19 protein-coding genes and 1 tRNA gene are annotated in these 20,348 nt (G+C 25.4%); 10 read left to right on the top strand and 10 right to left on the bottom strand.

What is annotated here, in order from left to right; genetic code table 11:
* Positions 1-364: 364 nt before the first annotated feature.
* From PWP28_RS02715 to lgt, 5 genes are read right to left on the bottom strand one after another with little or no spacing between them, the layout of a single operon-like run.
* Positions 365-1,558: an alkaline phosphatase gene (locus tag PWP28_RS02715; protein WP_308644211.1), complete on the bottom strand. Its 1,194-nt coding sequence runs from the start codon at positions 1,556-1,558 to the stop codon at positions 365-367.
* Between the two features lie 21 nt (positions 1,559-1,579).
* Positions 1,580-2,263: a metal-dependent hydrolase gene (locus PWP28_RS02710; protein WP_264150039.1), complete on the bottom strand. Its 684-nt coding sequence runs from the start codon at positions 2,261-2,263 to the stop codon at positions 1,580-1,582.
* A gap of 12 nt (positions 2,264-2,275) precedes the next feature.
* On the bottom strand, positions 2,276-3,235 hold the full coding sequence (locus PWP28_RS02705; RefSeq protein WP_109603586.1) for a calcium/sodium antiporter: 960 nt from the start codon (positions 3,233-3,235) through the stop codon (positions 2,276-2,278).
* Positions 3,235-4,053 (bottom strand): hypothetical protein, encoded by an 819-nt coding sequence (locus PWP28_RS02700; RefSeq protein WP_308644210.1) that lies wholly within the window; start codon positions 4,051-4,053, stop codon positions 3,235-3,237. The genes PWP28_RS02705 and PWP28_RS02700 overlap by 1 nt, the downstream gene beginning before the upstream one ends.
* Positions 4,040-4,933 carry a prolipoprotein diacylglyceryl transferase gene (gene lgt / locus PWP28_RS02695; RefSeq protein ID WP_240597459.1) on the bottom strand — a complete coding sequence of 298 codons (894 nt, stop codon included), beginning with the start codon at positions 4,931-4,933 and terminating at the stop codon, positions 4,040-4,042. The genes PWP28_RS02700 and lgt overlap by 14 nt, the downstream gene beginning before the upstream one ends.
* A gap of 61 nt (positions 4,934-4,994) precedes the next feature.
* On the opposite strand from lgt, the gene PWP28_RS02690 reads away from it, so the two are divergent.
* A tRNA-Gly gene (locus tag PWP28_RS02690) sits at positions 4,995-5,069 on the top strand.
* A gap of 29 nt (positions 5,070-5,098) precedes the next feature.
* Here PWP28_RS02690 and PWP28_RS02685 read toward each other — a convergent pair.
* From PWP28_RS02685 to thiI, 5 genes are read right to left on the bottom strand one after another with little or no spacing between them, the layout of a single operon-like run.
* The gene (locus PWP28_RS02685; protein WP_264150042.1) at positions 5,099-6,301 is read right to left on the bottom strand and encodes a hypothetical protein; all 1,203 of its coding nucleotides are present in this window, start codon (positions 6,299-6,301) and stop codon (positions 5,099-5,101) included.
* Positions 6,280-8,736, bottom strand: a complete 2,457-nt coding sequence (locus tag PWP28_RS02680; protein WP_308644209.1) for a hypothetical protein — start codon at positions 8,734-8,736, stop codon at positions 6,280-6,282. The genes PWP28_RS02685 and PWP28_RS02680 overlap by 22 nt, the downstream gene beginning before the upstream one ends.
* 10 nt (positions 8,737-8,746) lie before the next feature.
* Positions 8,747-9,595: a polyprenyl synthetase family protein gene (locus tag PWP28_RS02675; RefSeq protein ID WP_264150044.1), complete on the bottom strand. Its 849-nt coding sequence runs from the start codon at positions 9,593-9,595 to the stop codon at positions 8,747-8,749.
* Positions 9,596-9,620: 25 nt separating this feature from the next.
* Positions 9,621-10,367: a 1-acyl-sn-glycerol-3-phosphate acyltransferase gene (locus PWP28_RS02670; protein WP_109603581.1), complete on the bottom strand. Its 747-nt coding sequence runs from the start codon at positions 10,365-10,367 to the stop codon at positions 9,621-9,623.
* Positions 10,364-11,587 carry a tRNA uracil 4-sulfurtransferase ThiI gene (gene thiI, locus PWP28_RS02665; RefSeq protein WP_109603580.1) on the bottom strand — a complete coding sequence of 408 codons (1,224 nt, stop codon included), beginning with the start codon at positions 11,585-11,587 and terminating at the stop codon, positions 10,364-10,366. Before thiI ends, PWP28_RS02670 begins: the two co-directional genes overlap by 4 nt.
* A gap of 337 nt (positions 11,588-11,924) precedes the next feature.
* On the opposite strand from thiI, the gene PWP28_RS02660 reads away from it, so the two are divergent.
* The 9 genes from PWP28_RS02660 to PWP28_RS02620 all read left to right on the top strand — a co-directional run bounded on the left by PWP28_RS02660 (position 11,925) and on the right by PWP28_RS02620 (position 20,335).
* The gene (locus tag PWP28_RS02660) at positions 11,925-12,503 is read left to right on the top strand and encodes a TetR/AcrR family transcriptional regulator (RefSeq protein ID WP_264150046.1); all 579 of its coding nucleotides are present in this window, start codon (positions 11,925-11,927) and stop codon (positions 12,501-12,503) included.
* Positions 12,504-12,524: 21 nt separating this feature from the next.
* Positions 12,525-13,970 (top strand): radical SAM protein, encoded by a 1,446-nt coding sequence (locus tag PWP28_RS02655; protein WP_109603578.1) that lies wholly within the window; start codon positions 12,525-12,527, stop codon positions 13,968-13,970.
* Between the two features lie 139 nt (positions 13,971-14,109).
* A complete protein-coding gene (locus tag PWP28_RS02650; RefSeq protein ID WP_308644208.1) occupies positions 14,110-15,072 on the top strand; it encodes a PfkB family carbohydrate kinase in 963 nt (320 codons plus the stop codon).
* Between the two features lie 11 nt (positions 15,073-15,083).
* Complete coding sequence (locus tag PWP28_RS02645) at positions 15,084-15,545, top strand: HPP family protein (protein WP_109603576.1); 462 nt, start codon at positions 15,084-15,086, stop codon at positions 15,543-15,545.
* Positions 15,538-16,836, top strand: a complete 1,299-nt coding sequence (gene mtaB / locus PWP28_RS02640; protein ID WP_308644207.1) for a tRNA (N(6)-L-threonylcarbamoyladenosine(37)-C(2))-methylthiotransferase MtaB — start codon at positions 15,538-15,540, stop codon at positions 16,834-16,836. Before PWP28_RS02645 ends, mtaB begins: the two co-directional genes overlap by 8 nt.
* Positions 16,826-17,653, top strand: a complete 828-nt coding sequence (locus tag PWP28_RS02635; protein WP_109603574.1) for an aminotransferase class IV — start codon at positions 16,826-16,828, stop codon at positions 17,651-17,653. The genes mtaB and PWP28_RS02635 overlap by 11 nt, the downstream gene beginning before the upstream one ends.
* Before the next feature lie 2 nt (positions 17,654-17,655).
* Entirely contained in the window at positions 17,656-17,958 is a 303-nt protein-coding gene (locus tag PWP28_RS02630) for a DUF721 domain-containing protein (protein ID WP_308644206.1), read from the top strand.
* The gene (locus PWP28_RS02625) at positions 17,951-19,876 is read left to right on the top strand and encodes a DNA topoisomerase subunit B (RefSeq protein WP_308644205.1); all 1,926 of its coding nucleotides are present in this window, start codon (positions 17,951-17,953) and stop codon (positions 19,874-19,876) included. The genes PWP28_RS02630 and PWP28_RS02625 overlap by 8 nt, the downstream gene beginning before the upstream one ends.
* A complete protein-coding gene (locus tag PWP28_RS02620; protein ID WP_264150049.1) occupies positions 19,877-20,335 on the top strand; it encodes a hypothetical protein in 459 nt (152 codons plus the stop codon). It begins immediately after the preceding gene.
* The last annotated feature ends 13 nt before the right edge of the window (positions 20,336-20,348 follow it).

Genomic DNA, 20,348 nt, shown 5'->3' with positions numbered 1-20,348 from the left:
ATTCCTTTTTTTACTTGTTTTTATTTTTGTTGCTTTTCATTTACTTGTTTTTTATTTCATATCCCTTTTTTATTGCTCTATTTTTCAAGTCACTATATTTTTTTATCATAATAATATTACCATATTTTTATTAAAAAAACAATAAAAAAAAGGCCTTATAAAGGCCTTTATGAGTGAATTATAGAATTCACTAAAATTTTCCGGGGACAAAACACTTCAGGAGGGAGGGTAACCATCTTGAGTGTTCTGTATTTTCATTATACAAGAAAAGAAAAATTTTTCAAAGCTTTAAATAATTGATTTTAAAGTTATATAACCTTATATAGAGAGTTTATTTATATTTAATGAAAAAAATTTCATATTTTTATTTGTTTAATATGAAAGTGAAAATTTTTGTATTATCTACTAAATTAGGATATTTTAACCCTTCTGAAAATAATGGAACATTACTCATAGTATGACCATATGTTGACCATGAGAACCCAGCTTTTTTTTGCATAGTATCAAGATATTTTCTTATCAATGGAGAATTGTAAGTATAATCTTTTGAATTTTTAGTTTCATTATATTCTTTTTCTAAACCTTTAATATTTACTTCTTTTACAAAATCATCATAATTATTTGTATTTTTAATTGTATTGGCAATTTTTTCATAAGAAAATTTTTGGTCTTCAATTTTAGAAATACTTAAAAAACCATCACCAAGAGATAATCCGCCAGTTTCATGATCAGAAGTAAAAATTATTAAAGTTTCATTTTTATGTTTATTATAAAAATTTAAAGCTGTTTCTAAAGTTGAGTCTAGTTCTAACATTTCATATATCATTGTTTTTATATCATGTGCATGTGAAGCATGATCTATTCTTGCACCTTCGATGAGTATAAAAAAATTATTATTTGAAAATTTTTTTAATGCGTATTCTAATCCAGGTTTCAAATAATTTGTTTTTGAATCTATTGCAAAAGGAACATTTGAATAATTAGTTAGTATTAATTCTTGTTCTTCTGAAGGAATTTGTTTTAAACTGTTATTATATCTGAAATTCGAATTTTTTATTTTGTCATTATCAAAAAATGCAGTTCCTCCACCAATTGCGAGATCTATATTACTTTTTAAAAGTTGATCAGCTATTTCTTTATGATTTTTTCTATTAGAGGTTCTTGCATATAATCCAGCAGGTGTTGCATCAGTAATAGAAGATTTGGTTATTATACCTATTTTATATCCGGAATCTTTTAAATGATAGGTTATTGGAGAAATTTTTTTTCCTTCTTTATCTATATTTATCTGTTCATTATAGGTTTTTTCAAATGACATCATAGCAGTTATTGCAGCTGCTGAATCTGTTACAGTATTTAAAGAATTAGTTTTTAAAGTTGATAAACTTTCTAATTTGTATAAATTTAAATTTGTTTCATTATTTTTTTCTAAATATGTTTGAGATATAGAAATATGATTAAATCCCATTCCATCACCAATAAAAAAGAATATGTATTTATATGAAAAAGTAAATATATTTATTAAAATAATAAATAATAATATTATGTTTTTTTTCATAATAATCACCTCATTAATTATTTAAAAGTCTAATATTTCTCCCGGATTTAAATTCAAAAATTTTTTTCCAAGAGACTCTACTTTACTTTTGAATAGATTTTTATCAGCCCTAATAATATCCCAAGTATTAAAATGCATTGGAATTACAAATTTTGGGTTAATAATTTCTACGGCTTTGATAGCATCATCTATATCCATAACATAATTGCCACCTATTGGTAATAAAGCTATATCTATATTTTCTGTTTTTAATAAATGCATTTCCATACTTAAACCTGTATCACCAGCATGATATATTTTTTTGTTTTCTATTTCAATCAAATATCCACACGGGTTTCCTGCATATATTATTTCATTTCCATCTATTATTGATGAACCATGAAGAGCCGAAGTCATTTTTACCTTTCCAAATTCAAATTTATAACTACCACCTATATGCATTGGATGTATATTTTGCAATCCAACTTTTTGTAAATATAATGCAATCTCAAAATTACATATTATTTTAGCATTTGTTTTTTTTGCAAGATATATACTATCTCCAATATGATCATCATGTCCATGTGTAATTAAAATATAATCTATTTTTTCAAAATCATCTTTATTTTTTTTAGCCTGAGGATTTCCTGTTATAAATGGATCTATTATTATATTTTTGATTGATTGAATATAAAATGCTGAATGACCTATATTTTCAATTTTCATTTTTACATCCCCTTATCCAAGTACTATACTTTGATATATATAAAAAATATACATTAAAATAAAAATAAATCCAAGAGGTCTTCCTACTTTTTTCTTTTTAGATAATAAAGTACCAAACAATAAAATTATTGCAAGTATTAATGAATAAAAAGCATCAAAAGTCAATCCTCTATCAGGTTTTATATCATTTATTAAAGAAGAAATTCCAACTATTGTTAATATGTTAAATATATTTGATCCTATAATATTACCTAAAAGGATGTCATTAGAACCTTTTTTTGAAGCTGCGATTGCCGTTACGAGTTCTGGAAGAGATGTTCCTACTGCAACTATTGTTACTCCAATTAAAGATTCTGATATTCCTATTATTCTTGCAAGTTTTATGGAATTGTTTACAGTTAAGTCTCCACCAATTGCCAACATAATAATACCTATTGAACTTAATAAAATTATTTTTGTCCATCCCATTTCATCATTTTCATCATCTTTTATATCTTCTAATAATTGATTTTGAACTTCTTTATCATTTTTTGCCATCATATATAAATAAATAATAAAAATTAATAAAAAAGATATTAATATTAGTCCATCAAATCTACTTATAACACTTGAATCTTCAATTATCATAGAAAAAATTACGGTTGAAATTATTATTAAAAAAGGCATTTCAAATTTCATGGTTGATTTTCCCATTGGAGCTGGTTTTATTAAAACTGCCATTCCAAGTATTAAAGCTATATTGGATACATTAGATCCTAAGACATTACCAAGAGCTATTCCAGAATTATTTAAAGATGCACTTATACCGACCACTAATTCAGGGGCACTTGTTCCAAAAGCTACAAGTGTAAGACCAGTAAAAAGTTCAGAAACTCCCAGTTTTTTTGAAAATCCTAAAGCTCCTTCGATTAATACATCAGCACCCTTTGCCAATAATATTAATCCGAATAATATAAGAAATAAATTAAGCATTAAAAATCACCCCGAATAATTATTTGATAGAATTCTTCATCATTTAATTTATTATAATTATTTAATATGTAATTTAAAAAATTAAAAGTTTTATTTTTTGAATAATTCATAAGTTCTAAAAAATTTAATGTTTTTTTACCATATGGTTCAACATAAAAATTTAATGTTTTTAAATTTATTTCGTTGTTATAAGCCATTTCATCGAATTGTTTTAATTTTAATAGCGAAACAGATTCAGCAATAATTTCTGGCCATTCATCGTTTAATGAACTTTTTTTTACAATTCCGGGAAAATAATAATGAGTCAATTCATGATATATATCTTTCTTTGAATTTACTATGTATATATTTGGCATTATATTAAAAGATCTTTTGAATGGTTGATATAATATATAAATATTATCTTTGAATTTAGGAAGATATGAATAAAAATTTTCAATCAGAGGTATTTCATCATATATCCATTTTTTATTGGTATAAAAATTTTTATTTGATTTTATATCATATTTTGAATTATATATGAATAAAGCTGAATTTATGTTTTTTTGTTTCTGTATTATTTTTTCCCCATATTGTAATCTTAAAAAAGAGTTTTTAATGTTTATTATATTAATTGGTTTTATTTTTTCTTGTGTATAAAAAATAAAATTTTTTTCTTTGAAATTTTCTGTTTCATAATCAAAAGTAAATATTTTAGTGAAGCCAGTGCTATATATTTTTATTGTATCATTTTTTTGAATAGTTATAGTTACTGGAATTAATAATAGATAAACAATTAAAAATACTATTATTAATTTAAGTATTTTATTTTTTTTCAATATTTACACTTCTTTTCTTCTTTAAATTTATAAATAAAATTAAACCTATTATAAAAAGTACAATACTTATTAATACATTCTGTTTTATATTTCCTATATATAGACTATCCGTTCTTAAAAGTTCAATATTACCTCTAATTATTGAATATAACATCATATAAAGAGCTGTTACTTCACCAAATTTCTCTCTTTTATTTCTAATATAATATAAAAGAATTAAGAAAATTATAAGATCAAAAAAAGATTCATATAAAAATGTTGGATGAAAAAATTCAAATTTTTCATAACCTGGCATTCTATTTTGAGGTTCTACAAACATTTTCCATGGAAGATTTGTTGGAGTACCATAAGCTTCATTATTAAAAAAGTTTCCCCATCTTCCAATAGCTTGAGATAAAGGCAATACATGTGTAAATAGATCTGTTCCTTGTAAAAATTTTATAGAAGAATTTTTTTTGAATTTAGTATATAAATAAGTTGATAAAATGGCACCTAATATAGCTCCATGTATGGCCATTCCACCATGATATGTTTTTAATATTTCTGAGGGGTTTTTTGAAAAATAATCGAGATTAAATAATACATAATATAATCTTGCACTTATCACAGATACTACTATTCCTATTATTATTGCATTTATCAAATCATCTTCAAGTATTTTTTCTCTTCTGGATTGTTTTAAAGCAATTAAAGTAGCTATTAAAATAGAGGAAGAAATTAATAAACCATACCATTTTATGCTTATGCTACCCAATGTAAAAATAGTATCATTATAAGAAATATTACCCTTGAATCGCGGTGGTAATAATGTAATACAAGCAACAATAAAAATAGTTAGGGTGCTTATAGACATTATTTTAAAATATTTATCTTTGTGCACAAAATATCCCTCCTTAACACTTGATTTTTATTTTTTTTAGTATTATAATTATATCTTGTAAGCGGATATAGTTCAATGGCAGAGCGCCAGCTTCCCAAGCTGGATGTTGTGGGTTCGAGTCCCATTATCCGCTCCAAAAAGTCCCTTCACTTAGAAGGGACTTTTTTATTTTATATTTACTTTAAAAAAATTGTTTTTAAAAATTTTATCTAATTGGGTTTGAGAATATTTTTTAGATCCTTTTTCTTTATTATATTCTTCTATATCTTGTATCAATTTTTCTAAGTCAAGAGCAGTTTCAGCTTCTTGCACTAATTCAATTTCATCTTCTTTCATTATCGACTTGAATTTATTATTTAAATCAGTATCTGCTTTTATATTTGAATCAATTTCATCTAATAATTTCTGATTTTCTTCTGCTTCTACTTTAAAATCAATATTTAAATCATTTTTTTGATTTTCTGTTTCAATCAATTTTTCATCAATATTTTTATTTTCTGATTCGATTAATTTTTCATCAGTATCTTGATTATCTGTTTCGGAATCTTTTTCATTAAATGATTCATCTTCTAAATTATTGAGAAGACTTTCAATTTCATCTATATTTGCCTCTTTTAAAGATTCATCAATTAAATCTTTTAATTGATCTGTTTTGTCTTCAAGTGTAGCGCTCTCTTCGTTTATTTCATTATTTTCAATATCATCATCAATTTCACCTAAAAGTTTTTTTAATGCGGAAGATTTTTGCCATATGGTATCTAAATTATCCAGTTTTAGATTCATAACTTCTTCTAAGTTTATTTTTGGGGTTTCTTCTATTTGTTTTTCAGCAATTTCTTCAACCGTAATATCAGATTTTTTAGGTTTTATAGTCATTGTTTTTCTTAATATAAATATCATCATTATACTTATCAAGGCTGATACAATAAATATTATTACAGTTATGATTATGAAAGTTCCTGTGTTATTAGATTTAGTTTCTTCTTCAATTGGGCTTGAGTCTTGGGTTATTTTATATTCATCAAAATTTAATTCTTGAGTTAAATTATTATTTTTTATTGAATTTAAAGCTTCTTTTGCAAGAGAATTTTCTGGAAATAATTTTAACAATTGTTCAGCTAAATCATATTTTTGATTATGAAATGCTGACAATCCAAGATAAAGTTTTATTTCAGGTATATCAGCTTCTATCTTGGCTGAACTTTCCAGTGATTTCATTAAAAATGTTTCAGCAACTTCATAATCTCCAGATCTAAAAGCTTTTAATCCAGATAAATAAAATGTATAAGCACTTTCATAATTTGAGGCTATGGAGGTTATGCTTATTATTAATATGAGTATAATTATTATTTTATTTTTCCAAGCCATATTTCATAACCCCTTATATCATTATTTAATAGATAAACATCATTATCAATAAACATTATATCATGTATATCTGAATTTAATCTTTGATAATTACCTTTAAATATTCTATTAGTTAAATCTATATAAGTTAGAGTATCAGAACCTATTATAAATAGTCTATTATCTTTTTTTAATAATTTTACTTTTCCAATATCTTGATCGCCGATTACTTCTCCTTTTAGATTTATTAGGTCAAACATTAAAAGTTTATAATCAGAAGTCAAAATAAAGTATAAATCATTATTCTTTTCAAAATCAATTATACTATCAAAATCAATTTTCAAATTTTCTTTTAAATATTTTTCGTTTATTATATCAACAATTCTATCATTTTCAATTTTAGAAATTTTATCATTAAATATTAAATATATATCATCATTTAATATTTTAAATTTTGTTAATTTAGATGAGTTATCTATTAATTGATTTTTAAAGTATACAGACGATTTATCGGAAGAATTAACGATATATAAAAGTCCTTTATCTGGTATATAATAAATTTCATCTGCATTTTTCGTTTCATCAGATATTTTTAGAAATAAATCATTTTGATCATCACTAACATATATCCCTGTATCTGTAGATACATAATATCTATTGTTGTATACAACTCCACCTTTGATAATAGAATCAAAAATCTTTTCTCCATAAATTGAATAAATACCCTGTTCAGTTTCTATAAGGATTTTATTCCCGATTTTTCTTAAGATAGAATTTGAAGTATTAATTTTACTTAAAGTATTTAAATTAGTTAATATGTTTTCTTCATTATACTGTTCTGGAAGTTTGAAATATCTATAATTTTCTTCTATGATCTTTTCTTTAGCCTCTTTTTCAGTATAAGTTTCTATAAAATCATCATCTTGAAAATCTTTTATTTCAATTTTTTCTACCGATTCATTCAAAAATCTTTTAATACTATCTAATACATCTGGATTTGAATACATTTCATAAAAATTTTTTGAATATAAAAGATTTTTATCAGCATTTTCAAGTAAAGCACTTTCTACTGAAACAACACCGTCGCCTTTAGAATTCAAAAATTCAGGATAAATTTTTGAAATAGAAGAATTTGAAAGTTCTTTAGACATTTTTGGGTTATTTCCAGCTATTGCGAGATATCTCGTATTTTCATTTTTCCCATATGAATTTAATTGATTTAAAAATTTAGAATTTGGCATAATATCTTCATAATATGAATTTATTTGTTCTAAAAAGAAATTTGTATTATAAGATATGTTTATTGCAGTTTGTTCAGAAATATTAAATGCATTTGATAATAATTTGCTATTTTTACCGTAAAATAAATTATAAAAAATTGGATTGACTAAATTAGTTCCCTTATTAGGTGTTGATATTAAAACTATATTTTTAACATTATTAATTTCTTTATCTGATTCGATAGCATATCTAGCTATTAGTCCACCTATTCCATGAGCTACTATATCAAATTCTTTATTTGGAAATCTTTTTAATTGTTGTGCAAGTCTCTTAGCTTCAAATTCTATAAAACTTTTTGAACCAGTTCTTATTAAATATCCAAGATAAGAATCATAATATACTTTACTTTTTGTGTCTATCATAGGGTACTTGTATTCCCAAATACTCCTTTTTGGAAATAAAACACTCCAGAAATTGTTTCCGTATGGATTTTCAGAAGTTGAAGTATTAGAAAGATATCCCGTGAAATTAAGATCTGTACCTGGTATTAATAAAATATCAGGTTCTATACTCACTGGTTTTTCGATCAATGTTTTCATTCCATAATCTGATTCTTGAGGTGATTTTACTATAAGACCAATTTTAGATAAATGAAAAGTTTCGGCTTCTAAATAATATGTATTGTTTTCTTTTATCACTCTTGCACCAGAAAATTCTGATACTATAGGAGGTTCTCCATCTGATGAATATCCTAAAGTAAAATTAATAAAATTATCTCCAAAATATAAATTTGGAGGTATTTTATATCTTACTTTCAGAGGTATAAGAGAAGATTCTTCTTTGCCGTCTTCTGGTTTTACATTATAAATTTTTCCATAAAAATTACCTAAAGATACTAAATTTTGATATTCTATAGAATTTTCAGGTATTTCTTCAATTATAAATTTTTTTTCAGAATTAAAAGCATCCTGAGGAACTATAACACTTAATTCTTTGGATTTTATCATTTTAGTAACTTTAGAATTTTGATTTGAGTTTATAAATATAAAAAAACTTATAACACCTATGATAATTATTAGACTTATTATAATTATCATAAAAACTTTTTTGTTATATCTTAACCTTTTTAGATTCAATTTTAGCTTTTGAAAATTTATTAATTTTTTTATATCAAAGTTCAACTTTAATTTCTTTTTGTTTTCTTTTATTTCTTTTTCTTTTTTTTCCCCAGCCATATAATATCACCTATCTTTTTTCTATAATGTTTTTTAATTCTATTATATTTTTTAGAGTATGGTGTAAATTTTCTGATTTAAAAGAATTTAAAGTATTTTGAAGATTTTCATCAGCAAATTTTTTAGCTTCTTCCAATCCAATTTTAGAAATCAATGTTTTTTTATTTTCATCTTTTCCAACATCTTTTCCTAATTCTTTAGAATCATATAAAATATCTTTTAAATCATCATATATTTGAAAAGAAATACCAAATTTAATACCATTTTCATAAAATATTTTTGATTTATCTTCATCGCCTTTTAATATAAAAGGTATACTAAAAGATAATCCAAATAATTCCCCTGTTTTTTTCTTATACATGTTAATTATTTCTTTGTAGGCTGGGTTAATTCCTTTTTTTTCAAAAATTACATCTTCTGTTTCACCTTCAATTAATCTTAAAGTACTATTTAAATAGGCGTTTATTGTGTTTAATTTTATATTATTTCCATAAGGTAGTTTTTTTAATATTTTTGAAGGAAATACAAAACCATAGTCTCCAGTTAAAATAGAATTATATTCTCCGAATTTTATATGGTTAGTTTCTCTACCACGCCTAAGTTTAGAATTGTCTATTGCTGGAAGATCATCATGTATTAAAGATGTTGTATGAAGTATTTCTATAGCTATTTCACATAATAATGTATCTTTAACATTTATTTCATTGGATATTGAATTTATAAACCATGGTCTCAATCTTTTTCCACCAGAAGATAATGAATATAATAATGATTTTTTTATGTCTTCATTAGAAATTTCGAGTTTTACAAAATTTAATAATTCATTTTCAAAATAATTTTTGTAATCAAATAAATTCATTGTAAAGCCCCCTAAATATTATAATTTAAATTTTTATATCATTTGATATTATGGATCTAAGATGTTCTCTTAATTCTCCTTCAGAAGCAAAATTTTCTGGATTAACAATATCATGTATTTTTATGCTAACATTTTTAGATCTTTTAAAGATATAAGTACCTCTTTTACTTATATCGAGTGTTCCATTTATGGTTACTGGCAAAATATTAGCTTTATATCTATAAGGAACCATTAAAGTTCCTTTTTTAAATTCATCTACTTTACCATCTAAAGATCTCGTTCCTTCAGGAAAAATGGTTATTATTTTTCCTGATTTCACACTTTTAGCAAATTTTCTTAATGAAGCTGCACCACTTTTTGGATCATTTCTATCTATTAAAATAGATCCAAGATCTTTCATAAATTTTCCAACAACTGGAAAATTTCCAAGTTCTTTTTTAGCAAGAAACCCAGAGGCATATACAAATCCAAGTATTAAAGGAATATCAAAATAACTTTGATGATTTGATACAATTACATAATTATCATTTTGTGGTATTTTTTCTTTATTAATAATCTCTACAGGAGTCCTTATTACATTATAAGTACCTCTACCAAATTTACCAACCACTTTTCTTATATATTTATCTGTTATTTCATCTCCCTTTGATTTTCTCATAAAATATGCTTTTATTAGCACACAGCTACCATAAATATATATTATTCCAAATAATCCTATATAATACCATATACCAAAAATAAAATCAGCTATATTGTTGAAGAATCTTTTCATAAGAGTCCTCCTTTTATTTTTTCGATTTTTTCTAATTCAATTACTTTTGTATTGATTATTCTCAATTTTTTTGATAAATTTATAACTTCATCTTCTAATTCATTTAATTCATAAATTTCTGATTCAATGTTTTTTAAAACTTCAAATTTAGATTTTGTTGCAGGCCTATCGGGTAAAAAAACTGTACAACTATCTTCATAAGGTAATGTGGAAATATCATAATAATTAAAAGCTTTAGATAATTTTATTGTTTCTTCTTTATCAAAACCTATTAATGGTCTTAATATAAGTTTTTTTGATTCTTTGTCTATGCTATTCAAGTTTTCTACTGTTTGAGATGCAACTTGTCCAAGACTTTCACCTGTTATAATAACCTTAGTTTCAGATAGATCCGATATTTTATTTGCAATTCTCATCATAGATCTTCTTTGTAAGATTATGGAAAATTTTGAATATTTTTTATCTTTGAATAACAGTTGTATTTTTGTTAAAGGAATCATATATAGATCTAAAGGATTGATATTGTATAAACTCAATCTTTGAGCAAGTTTTATAATTTTTTCTGTTGATTTTGGTCCTGTATAAGGTGGACTCATAAAATTTATACAATTTAAAGACATTCCTCGTTTTAACATCATAGTGCCAGCAACAGGACTATCTATACCACCTGATAATAATAAAGATCCTTTTGAAGATGAACCTACTGGTAATCCGCTATTCAATTTGTAATTATTAGCATAAATATATGTTCCTTCACACCTTATTTCGACAAAAACTTTTACATCTGGATTGTGTACATCCACGTCTAAAGAATAAGATTTTAAAATATCTTCACCTATTTTTTTAGACATATCTATACTTTCTATTTTAAAATTTTTATCTATCCTTTTAGTTTCTATTTTAAAAGTTTTTATATCTGAATTTTTTAAAATAAAATTTAATTCTTTTGAAACATTTTCTAATATTTCATCATAATTATTATTGCATCTATGAACTTTAGATACAGAATATATTCCAAAAACTTCATTTAAAGATTCTAAATAATTTTCAAATATAATTCCATCGTTTTTTGGATGTAAATATATACGATTATTATTCCTTTCAAAAATAAAATCTTTTCCAACTTTTTTTTCAATATTGTTTTTTAAAATATTCATAAAAATACCTTTATTACGATTTTTTAAAGCTATTTCATTTATTCTTACCATAATAGAATACAATGTTTTAACCTCCAATAATATAATTCATAATAATTATATCATAGTTATATTTGTGAAGGTGTTTATGGAATTTTAATTTTAATTTTTTTATAAAGTAAAAAAATGATAACAATAGTTTCTTTAATGAAACTAATTAAATACTTTTATATTACAACTAAACTTTTGTACGTTTTCTGTTTTTTATAGTTTTCTTTAGCTATAATTAAGGCTTTTGGAAAAATAGAAATAAACTCTTTAAAATTAGAGTTAAATTGTCGTATTTGACTATTTTTTTGTCTGGTGTCATAATTATTATGACTGACCGTTCAGTCAGAAAATAAAAGAGGTGAAAAAAGCTTTGAGTACAACATCAAAAAAAATTACTAAATTTGAAAAAAAACAGTTTATAGCAGAAACTGCATTGGAAGTTATTGTAGAAAAAGGTCTTAATAATTTCACAATGGATGATGTTGCTAAAAAAGCTGCTTTATCTAAAGGTTCTCTTTATAATTATTTCAAGAACAAAAATTCTCTTATAATTTTTGCTTTTGGAGATTTAGTAAAAAAATTTGAAAATACTGTTGAATCAAAGCTATATGAAGAAAAAAACACACTTGAAGATAAAGCAGAACTTATTTCTGAGATGTATTTTTCATTACATTCTGAATTTGCTTCTGATGAACTAATGAGACTCTTTGAAATACTAATTAATTCGTATCATGATAATGAAATGATAAAACAATTAACTGAAATTTTTTCTAATTATTATAATAAAATGCTTTCAAAACTTGAAGGGATAGTTAATTCAAAAACAAAAGCTTTGATGATTCATGCCATGTTCGATGGTCTTACTATGTATAAAGCTGTTGGAGTTAATGTACCACAAGAAAAATTTAAAGAAGAATTTAAAGATATTTTAATAAAATTAAGTGTATAAATATTGGGTGGAGGTGTTTTTATGGGAATTATGGATTCAATGAAATCTATGATGATGAAACAAGCTGCCAAACTGGTTTCAAATGTTGTAAGAAAAGCAGATATTGATCAGTTTGCAAAGCTTTTATGGACTTTAACGAAGTTAGCTAAAGAACCAGCTAAATCTGGATTAAGACATTTAGCTGAAGGTGCAGATAGACATGATCCAATGCTTGTTAATTGGGTAGAATTATTTAATAGATCAAATCCTAAAGTGGTTGAAAAAGTTATTAATAATTTGATAATTAATGAATTTGCAGTTGGTGAAAAAGTTAGACAAGAAAAAATGCATGAATTAAAAATAGTTTTACCTAAACTTGCTATAATTTCTCCTACTTATGCATGTAATTTGAGATGTGTTGGATGTTATGCAGCTCTTTATGGTCATAAATATCAATTATCTAAAGAAGAAGTATTCAGTGTAATAAGACAATTTAATGATTTAGGAATATATTTCTTCATAATAACTGGTGGAGAACCTTTTGTTTATCCTTATTTTTATGATATTTTGGAGGAATTCCAAGATTCATATTTTATGGTTTATACAAATGCTACAATGATAAATGAAGATTCTGCTAAGAGACTTGCAGAGCTTGGTAATGCTACTTTTGCTATTTCTGTAGAAGGCGATGAAGCTATGACAGATTGGAGAAGAGGTAAAGGTATTTATAAGCAAGTTCAAAATGCTTGGAAATTAATGAGAGAAAATGGCGTTATTTTTGGTTCTTCAATAACAGCTACAAGAAAGAACCATGAAATGATTATGGATGATACCTTCTGGGATTACCTTAAAGAAAGTGGAGTTTCTTATGCTTGGGTATTTCAATTCATGCCAGTTGGTGCCGATGCAACCATGGAATTAGTTCCAACTGCAGAACAAAGATTAGAAAGGTTTAGAAAAACTGAAGAACTTAGATTAGGTGGAAAATTCTCATTTGTTGCTGATTTTTGGAATCATGGATTCTTATCTCACGGTTGTCTTGCTGCGGGATCAAAATATTTGCATATAAATGCAAAAGGATATGCAGAACCATGTATATTCCAGCAATTTGCAGTTGATAATATAAGAGAAAAATCGATAGTAGAGATTTTAAGTTCACCATTCTTTGAAGCTTATAAGAGAACAATACCTTATTCTGAAAACTTATTTAGACCTTGTCCAATTATAGATAATCCAAAGGTTTATAGAGCTATGGTTAAGAAATTTAATGCGATACCACAGCATCCAGGAAGTGAAAGAATTATAAATGAGTTAGCTCCTGAATTAGATCAATTAGCTGCAGATTGGAAAGTCTATGCAGATAAATTATGGTATGAAGAAGGATATGCTGAAAAATGGCCTTCTAAGAGAGGTATATATAATTATGAAACAAGAATGAGAAGATATGAAAATAATGAAGAAAAACTAGCTCTTGATAAAAAAGCTTGATAATATTTATGATATGAAGACATCCTTTGATATAAATTGAGGATGTCTTTTTTTATTAAATTAGGTACACAAATTTTATACATTAAAATAATCAATATATGGTATAATTTAAACAGATACTAATTTAGGGGGCAAGATAATGGAATATAATTTGCTTAGTGTAACACTTAACCCATCTCTGGATAGAGAATTTGTGATTGAAAATTTTGAAAGTGGAAATCTCTTTAGAATAAATAATCCATCTAATTCTAATATGGAGCCTGGAGGAAAAGGAATTAATGTTTCTCTCATGACTTCAGATTTGGGTGTAACCTCTATAAATATGGGGTTTCTTGGAGGTTATATAGGAAATGTTATTCAAACAAAAATGTCCAATATAAAAAATATTACGACTAATTTTATTTATTGTACTGAAGAAACAAGAGAGAATATAGAAATTATAGATCCTGTTCAAAATAAAATTTCAGAAATAAATTCTATGGGTCCATTTATTCATGATGAAGATTTAAAACATTTTTTGAAAAGATATAAAAGTGCTTTGAATCTTGTTGATCATGTTTTAATTTCTGGAAGTATTCCGCCTGGTATACCTATATCTTTTTATTCAGAACTTTTTTCTTATGCTAAAAAACAAGGTAAAACAACTTATATGGAAGCAGTTGGACCTCATTTTGATGAAGCTATAAGAGAAAATTGTCCTATGATAGTTAGACCAGATTTGAGAAAGAGTAGCAGAATTTTGGGTAATAATCTTGAAACTCCTGAAGATTATATAAAAACTGGAAAAGAAATAATAAAAGCGGGAGCAAGGTTGGTAGTTATGAGTTATCATGTTGTTGGTGATATAGTTGTGACTGAAGATGGAGCTTGGCTTTTTACTGCAACAGAAGATATAGATAGATCACATCTTTTTGGAACAGGTGATGCTTTTATGTCTGGAATAGTCTATTATATAATTAATAATGGGTTTGATTATCTTGAAGCGGCAAAATATGGTATGGCTGCTGCAATGTCTTCAACTAATTATATAGCAAAAATTCTTGGAACTGAAGAAGAAATTGAGAGATCTAAGACAAAATTTTCAATTGAGAGAATTGGATAGAGGTGTTCTGAATGAAAGCTAAAGATATAATGCAAAGAGATTTAACTTCGATTATGGAAGATGAAAATATAGAAAGATTTATAAAAATTTGTCAGAGACATGGATTATCTGCATTGCCTGTTATAAATGGAGATTTTAAATTAGTAGGATATTTAAGTGAAAGTGGAGTTATAAGTGCTTCTTTACCGGGATATTTGAGTTTAATGGAAAGCTCAGCATTTATACCTGATAGTCATCAATTTTTTAAAGGATTATCCAAAATACTTGATAAACCAGTATCTGATTTTATGAGTGATAAACCATTTAAAGTATATATTGATGATACTGTTTTACATGTTGCCGATGTAATAATAAAAAATAAATTAAAAATAATTCCTGTTGTTGATCATGATGATAAACTTGTAGGTATTATAAGAAGAATAGGTCTTTTGAGTAAAGCAGCAAGAGGAGAGATTGGCGAAGAAGATGAGTAAAAATGTTTCTATGATTACTTTTGGTTGTAAACTTAATCAAGCTGAAACGCAAGCTATGGCGGATAAGTTGAACTGTATAGGCTATAATATAACTTTTGATGAAAAAAATGGGAAAAATGATATTTATGTTATTAATACATGTACAGTTACTTCTGAGGCAGAAAGGAAAATAAGACAACTAATAAGAAGAATTAAAAGAAAAAATAATGATGTTAAAGTTATTGCAGTGGGTTGTTATGTTCATACCGATGCAGAAAAACTTAAAGATATAGGAGCAGATCTTGTTTTAGGAAATCTTGAAAAAAAATTTATAGATAAATATATAAATGATTCAGGAGTTATTCTAAATAAATCTTATTGGTTAAAAAATCAAGATAAGATAATAACTCCTGAAAAATCTTTTGATGATAGAACAAGGATATTTATACCCATTGAAGAAGGTTGTTTGAATGCATGTTCTTATTGCAGAATAATATTTTCTCGTGGAACTTCGATAAGATCACTTCCTATAAATAAAGTTTTAAAAGCCATATCAAATTATATAGATCTTGGATATAAAGAATTAGTTCTTACCGGAATAAATTTAAACCAATTTGGATTTGACAATTCAGAAACTTTAACAGAACTTTTAGAAAAGATAGAAGAAAATTTTGGTGAAGATGATATTAGAATAAGATTAACTTCTATGTATCCAGAATATGTAGATAAAAAAATGGTTGAAATTATTTTTAATTCTAAAATATTTGAAAAACATGTACATCTCTCAATACAACACTTCTCCAATAAAATATTAAATCTTATGGGAAGAAAGTATGATAAAAATAAAATAATTGAGGCTATTAAATTATTTAGAGAAAGAGATAAGTTTTTTTCTATTACAAGCGATATAATTGTTGGATTTCCATATGAGGAAGATGAAGATTTTCAAGAACTTTTAAATTCCATAAAAGACATGAAAATTTTAAAAGTTCATGGTTTTAGATTTTCGGCGAGACCAGGTACTAAAGCATCTAAAATGGAAAATCAGGTACTTGGTAATATAAAAAAAGATAGAATTGAAACTCTTAATTTGAATAGTAAAAATATATCAGAAGATTATAGAAAAGAACTTATTGGAAAAGAAGTTACTATTCTTTCTGAAAAAATTGATGATAACTATATTTATGGGTATGATGAATATTATATTCATCATAAATGTGATTTTAAAAATATAAATCCTGTAAAAAATAAATTTTACAGGGTTAAAATACAAGATATTTCAGATGAAGGAGTGAGTTCTTATGTTTTATAATGGTAAAGAATGGGTAGAGTATCCGTTGATAAACGCAGATGATATGGGGTTTATGAGTGGTTATACTGTATATGAAGTTTTTAGAACTTATAAAAAGATTCCATTTGCATTAAAAAAACATTATAAACGAATGAAAAAATCAGCAGACTTTATGGGTCTTGATATGCCTTCATTTGATAAATTACTTGAAGTTACTAATCAAGCTTTAACTATACATAATTTTGAAGAGTTTAGATTTAGAATGTATATTACTCCTGAAACAACTAAGAATAAAACATTTTATTTTTTTGTTGAAGAATTGATAGAAGATAATCAAGTATTTGAAGATGGAATAGTTATAAATATTGCCAGAGAACGTAAACCATTTAATCCAGTTATCCCATATTATGTGAAATCTCCTTTGAATGGTTTTATAAAATATGTACATAAAAAATATGATTATTATTATGAATCAATTATATTAAATGAATATGGTTATGTTACAGAATGTACTTTTTCAAATATTTTTTATGTAAGTGGTAATGTATTGATTACTCCACATATATCTTCAGGAGTTTTACCAGGTATAACAAGAGATAATGTTTTAAGTCTTGCTAATAATCTTTCAATGGAAGTTGAAGAAAAACAAAATGTTGAAATATGGGAATTACTTTCAGCAGAAGAAGTCTTTTTAAGCCATACTTCAATGGGAGTTGTACCGGTTAGAAGAATTTTTCCTGATTTTACATTCGCAGCTCCTGGTTTAGTTACGGAAACTCTTATGGATAATTGGAAAGAATTTATTTTAAATGACTCAACCAATTGGGAGGGTATTTAATATTGGATTTTATCGGAGACATTTTAAAAAAAATGTCAAAAAAAGATAATGTAATAAAAAAAGTTTATAATATTTCTATAATAAAGAAAAATTGGAATGAACTTTTTACTGATAAGCTCAATATTTATACAGAGCCTGTTGAGTATTACCCAAGAGATAAAATACTGATTATTTCCTGCCAAGATAATATTGTAATGCAGGAAATGCTTTTTTTGAGAAAACAGGTTATAGATAAGATAAACTCTTATTTCAATGAAGTAGTAGTCAAAGAAATAAAAGTAATACGGAGGTGTATCAATGATTGAGAAATCTTATACAGGTAATCAAATTAAAGTTTTAAAAGGGCTTGAACCTGTAAGAATGAGACCAGGTATGTATATTGGATCAACTTCAAAAGCCGGATTAAATCATATGGTTTATGAAATAGTTGATAATGGAGTCGATGAACATATAAATGGTTATTGTACCGAACTCAGTGTTATTTTAAATGCTGATGATACAGTTGAAGTACTTGATAATGGTAGGGGAATTCCAGTTGATATGCATCCAACTGAGAAAAAGAGTACTTTAGAAGTAGTTATGACTGTATTACATGCAGGAGGTAAGTTTGATAAAAATGCATATAAAGTTTCTGGAGGTCTTCATGGAGTTGGAGCTTCAGTTGTAAATGCTTTAAGTGAATTTTTTGAAGTGAAAGTTTTTAAAGATGGAGATGTTTATTATCAAAGATATCAGAGAGGGGTACCTGATGAACCTGTTAAGATAATTGATAAATCTGATAAGTCTGGAACATATATAAGATTTAAACCAGATACTGAAATATTTGAAGATGAAGATATTTCAGTTGAATCAATTTCAATAGAAAATAGACTTAAAGAAATAGCTTTTTTAAATCCCAATTTAGTTATTAATTTTGTGGACAATAAAAAAGGTAAAAAAGAAAAATTTCATTTTAGTGGTGGACTTAAACAATTCTTAGATTATTATATGAAAAAAAGAAAAAAACAACTTTTGACAGACTCCATATCTATAACAGGATCTTATTTATATAAAAAAGGTGAACCAGAGCTTCAATTAGATCTTGAGCTTGGTTATACTAATTCAGATGAAAACACTATAATATCTTTTGTTAATAATATAAGAACTATAGATGGTGGAGAACATGAAGTTGGTTTTAAAACAGCTCTTACAAGACTTATAAATGAATATGCTAAAAAACATAATATACTAAAAGAAAAAGATGAAAATTTTACTGGTGAAGATGTAAGAGAGGGTATGATTGCTATTTTACATGTTAAAATGGCTAATCCTATTTTTGAAGGTCAGACAAAAGGAAAATTGGGTTCTAAACTTGCCAGAGAATCTGTTAATAATATAATGAATGAGTTTTTGACTATATATTTTGATAGTCATATTAAAGAAACTAAGGCTATAATTGAAAGAGTTAAAGTTGCTCAAAGAAGAAGAATTGCAGCAAAAAAAGCTAGAGATTCTGTTAAGAGAAAATCAATATTTGAAAATTCAACATTACCTGGAAAACTTGCTGATTGTATTTCAAGAGATTTGAATGAATCTGAAATATTTATAGTAGAAGGAGATTCAGCAGGTGGTAATGCTAAACAAGCTAGACATAGAAATTATCAGGCTATTTTGCCTTTAAGAGGTAAAATATTAAATGCAGAAAAAAAAGATATGATAAAACTTTTAAAAAATGAACAAATATTGAATATTACAACTGCTCTAGGTACAGGTATAGGGGAAGAATTTGATATATCAAAATTAAGATATGGTAAGATAATAATAATGACAGATGCCGATGTAGATGGTGCACATATAAGAACTTTAATATTGACATTTTTTTACAGATATATGAGAGAATTAATTGAAGAAGGTCATGTATATATAGCTCAACCACCTCTTTATAAATATGAAGTTGGTAAAGAGTCTTTTTATTTATATACAGATGAAGAGCTTGAACAAAAGAAAAAAGAATATTTGGGTAAAAAATTTAAATTACAAAGATATAAAGGGCTTGGTGAAATGAATCCAGACCAATTATGGGATACAACTATGGATAGAGAGCAAAGAAAAATGTTAAAAATTAAAATAGAAGATCTTATGATGGCTAATGAAGCTATTGAAATATTAATGGGAGATGATCCAAGTTTAAGAAGAACTTTTATAGAAGAAAATGCATATAAAATTAAGGAATTAGATATTTAAATGAAACCTTTTTTCTTGATAGTTCTTATAACTGTAATATACATTCTTTCGATAATAAAAATAATATTCCCCCTTGTTCCCAAGGGGGCACCTTTTTATAAAAATGAAGGAATTTTTTTAAAAAAGGATTATATATATACTGTTAAGAATAATCAAAGGTTTTATTATTATAATTTTATGGACGATGTAGTTGCTATAAGCGATGTTCATTATCCAGATGCTTTAGAAATAATCTTTAGCGATGATAAGGATTCAGAATTAGAAATTGTTAAAAGTATATTAATACTAAAGGATATAATAAGAGTAGATTTTCAAAAAAAAGAAATAATTTGTTATAATAAGATTAGTATAAAATTTTATGAAAAAGCAGATTTAAAAAAGTATTTTGAAAAGAATACTTTAGAGAATTTAAGTAAAGGAAATTATACTCTAATAAACTCTGAGTTGTTTAAAGAATAGATAATATTAGGGG

Source organism: Oceanotoga sp. (assembly GCF_030445905.1).
Lineage (GTDB): Bacteria > Thermotogota > Thermotogae > Petrotogales > Petrotogaceae > Oceanotoga > Oceanotoga teriensis.
This window is presented reverse-complemented; position numbering and strand designations above follow the sequence as displayed.

Bases quoted from the DNA above. Each gene is read 5' to 3' on its own strand.
- PWP28_RS02715 (WP_308644211.1), bottom strand. From the start codon at position 1,558: ATGAAAAAAAACATAATATTATTATTTATTATTTTAATAAATATATTT.
- PWP28_RS02710 (WP_264150039.1), bottom strand. From the start codon at position 2,263: ATGAAAATTGAAAATATAGGTCATTCAGCATTTTATATTCAATCAATC.
- PWP28_RS02705 (WP_109603586.1), bottom strand. From the start codon at position 3,235: ATGCTTAATTTATTTCTTATATTATTCGGATTAATATTATTGGCAAAG.
- PWP28_RS02685 (WP_264150042.1), bottom strand. From the start codon at position 6,301: ATGGCTTGGAAAAATAAAATAATAATTATACTCATATTAATAATAAGC.
- PWP28_RS02680 (WP_308644209.1), bottom strand. From the start codon at position 8,736: ATGGCTGGGGAAAAAAAAGAAAAAGAAATAAAAGAAAACAAAAAGAAA.
- PWP28_RS02675 (WP_264150044.1), bottom strand. From the start codon at position 9,595: ATGAATTTATTTGATTACAAAAATTATTTTGAAAATGAATTATTAAAT.
- PWP28_RS02670 (WP_109603581.1), bottom strand. From the start codon at position 10,367: ATGAAAAGATTCTTCAACAATATAGCTGATTTTATTTTTGGTATATGG.
- PWP28_RS02655 (WP_109603578.1), top strand. From the start codon at position 12,525: ATGGGAATTATGGATTCAATGAAATCTATGATGATGAAACAAGCTGCC.
- PWP28_RS02650 (WP_308644208.1), top strand. From the start codon at position 14,110: ATGGAATATAATTTGCTTAGTGTAACACTTAACCCATCTCTGGATAGA.
- PWP28_RS02645 (WP_109603576.1), top strand. From the start codon at position 15,084: ATGAAAGCTAAAGATATAATGCAAAGAGATTTAACTTCGATTATGGAA.
- mtaB (WP_308644207.1), top strand. From the start codon at position 15,538: ATGAGTAAAAATGTTTCTATGATTACTTTTGGTTGTAAACTTAATCAA.
- PWP28_RS02635 (WP_109603574.1), top strand. From the start codon at position 16,826: ATGTTTTATAATGGTAAAGAATGGGTAGAGTATCCGTTGATAAACGCA.
- PWP28_RS02625 (WP_308644205.1), top strand. From the start codon at position 17,951: ATGATTGAGAAATCTTATACAGGTAATCAAATTAAAGTTTTAAAAGGG.
- PWP28_RS02620 (WP_264150049.1), top strand. From the start codon at position 19,877: ATGAAACCTTTTTTCTTGATAGTTCTTATAACTGTAATATACATTCTT.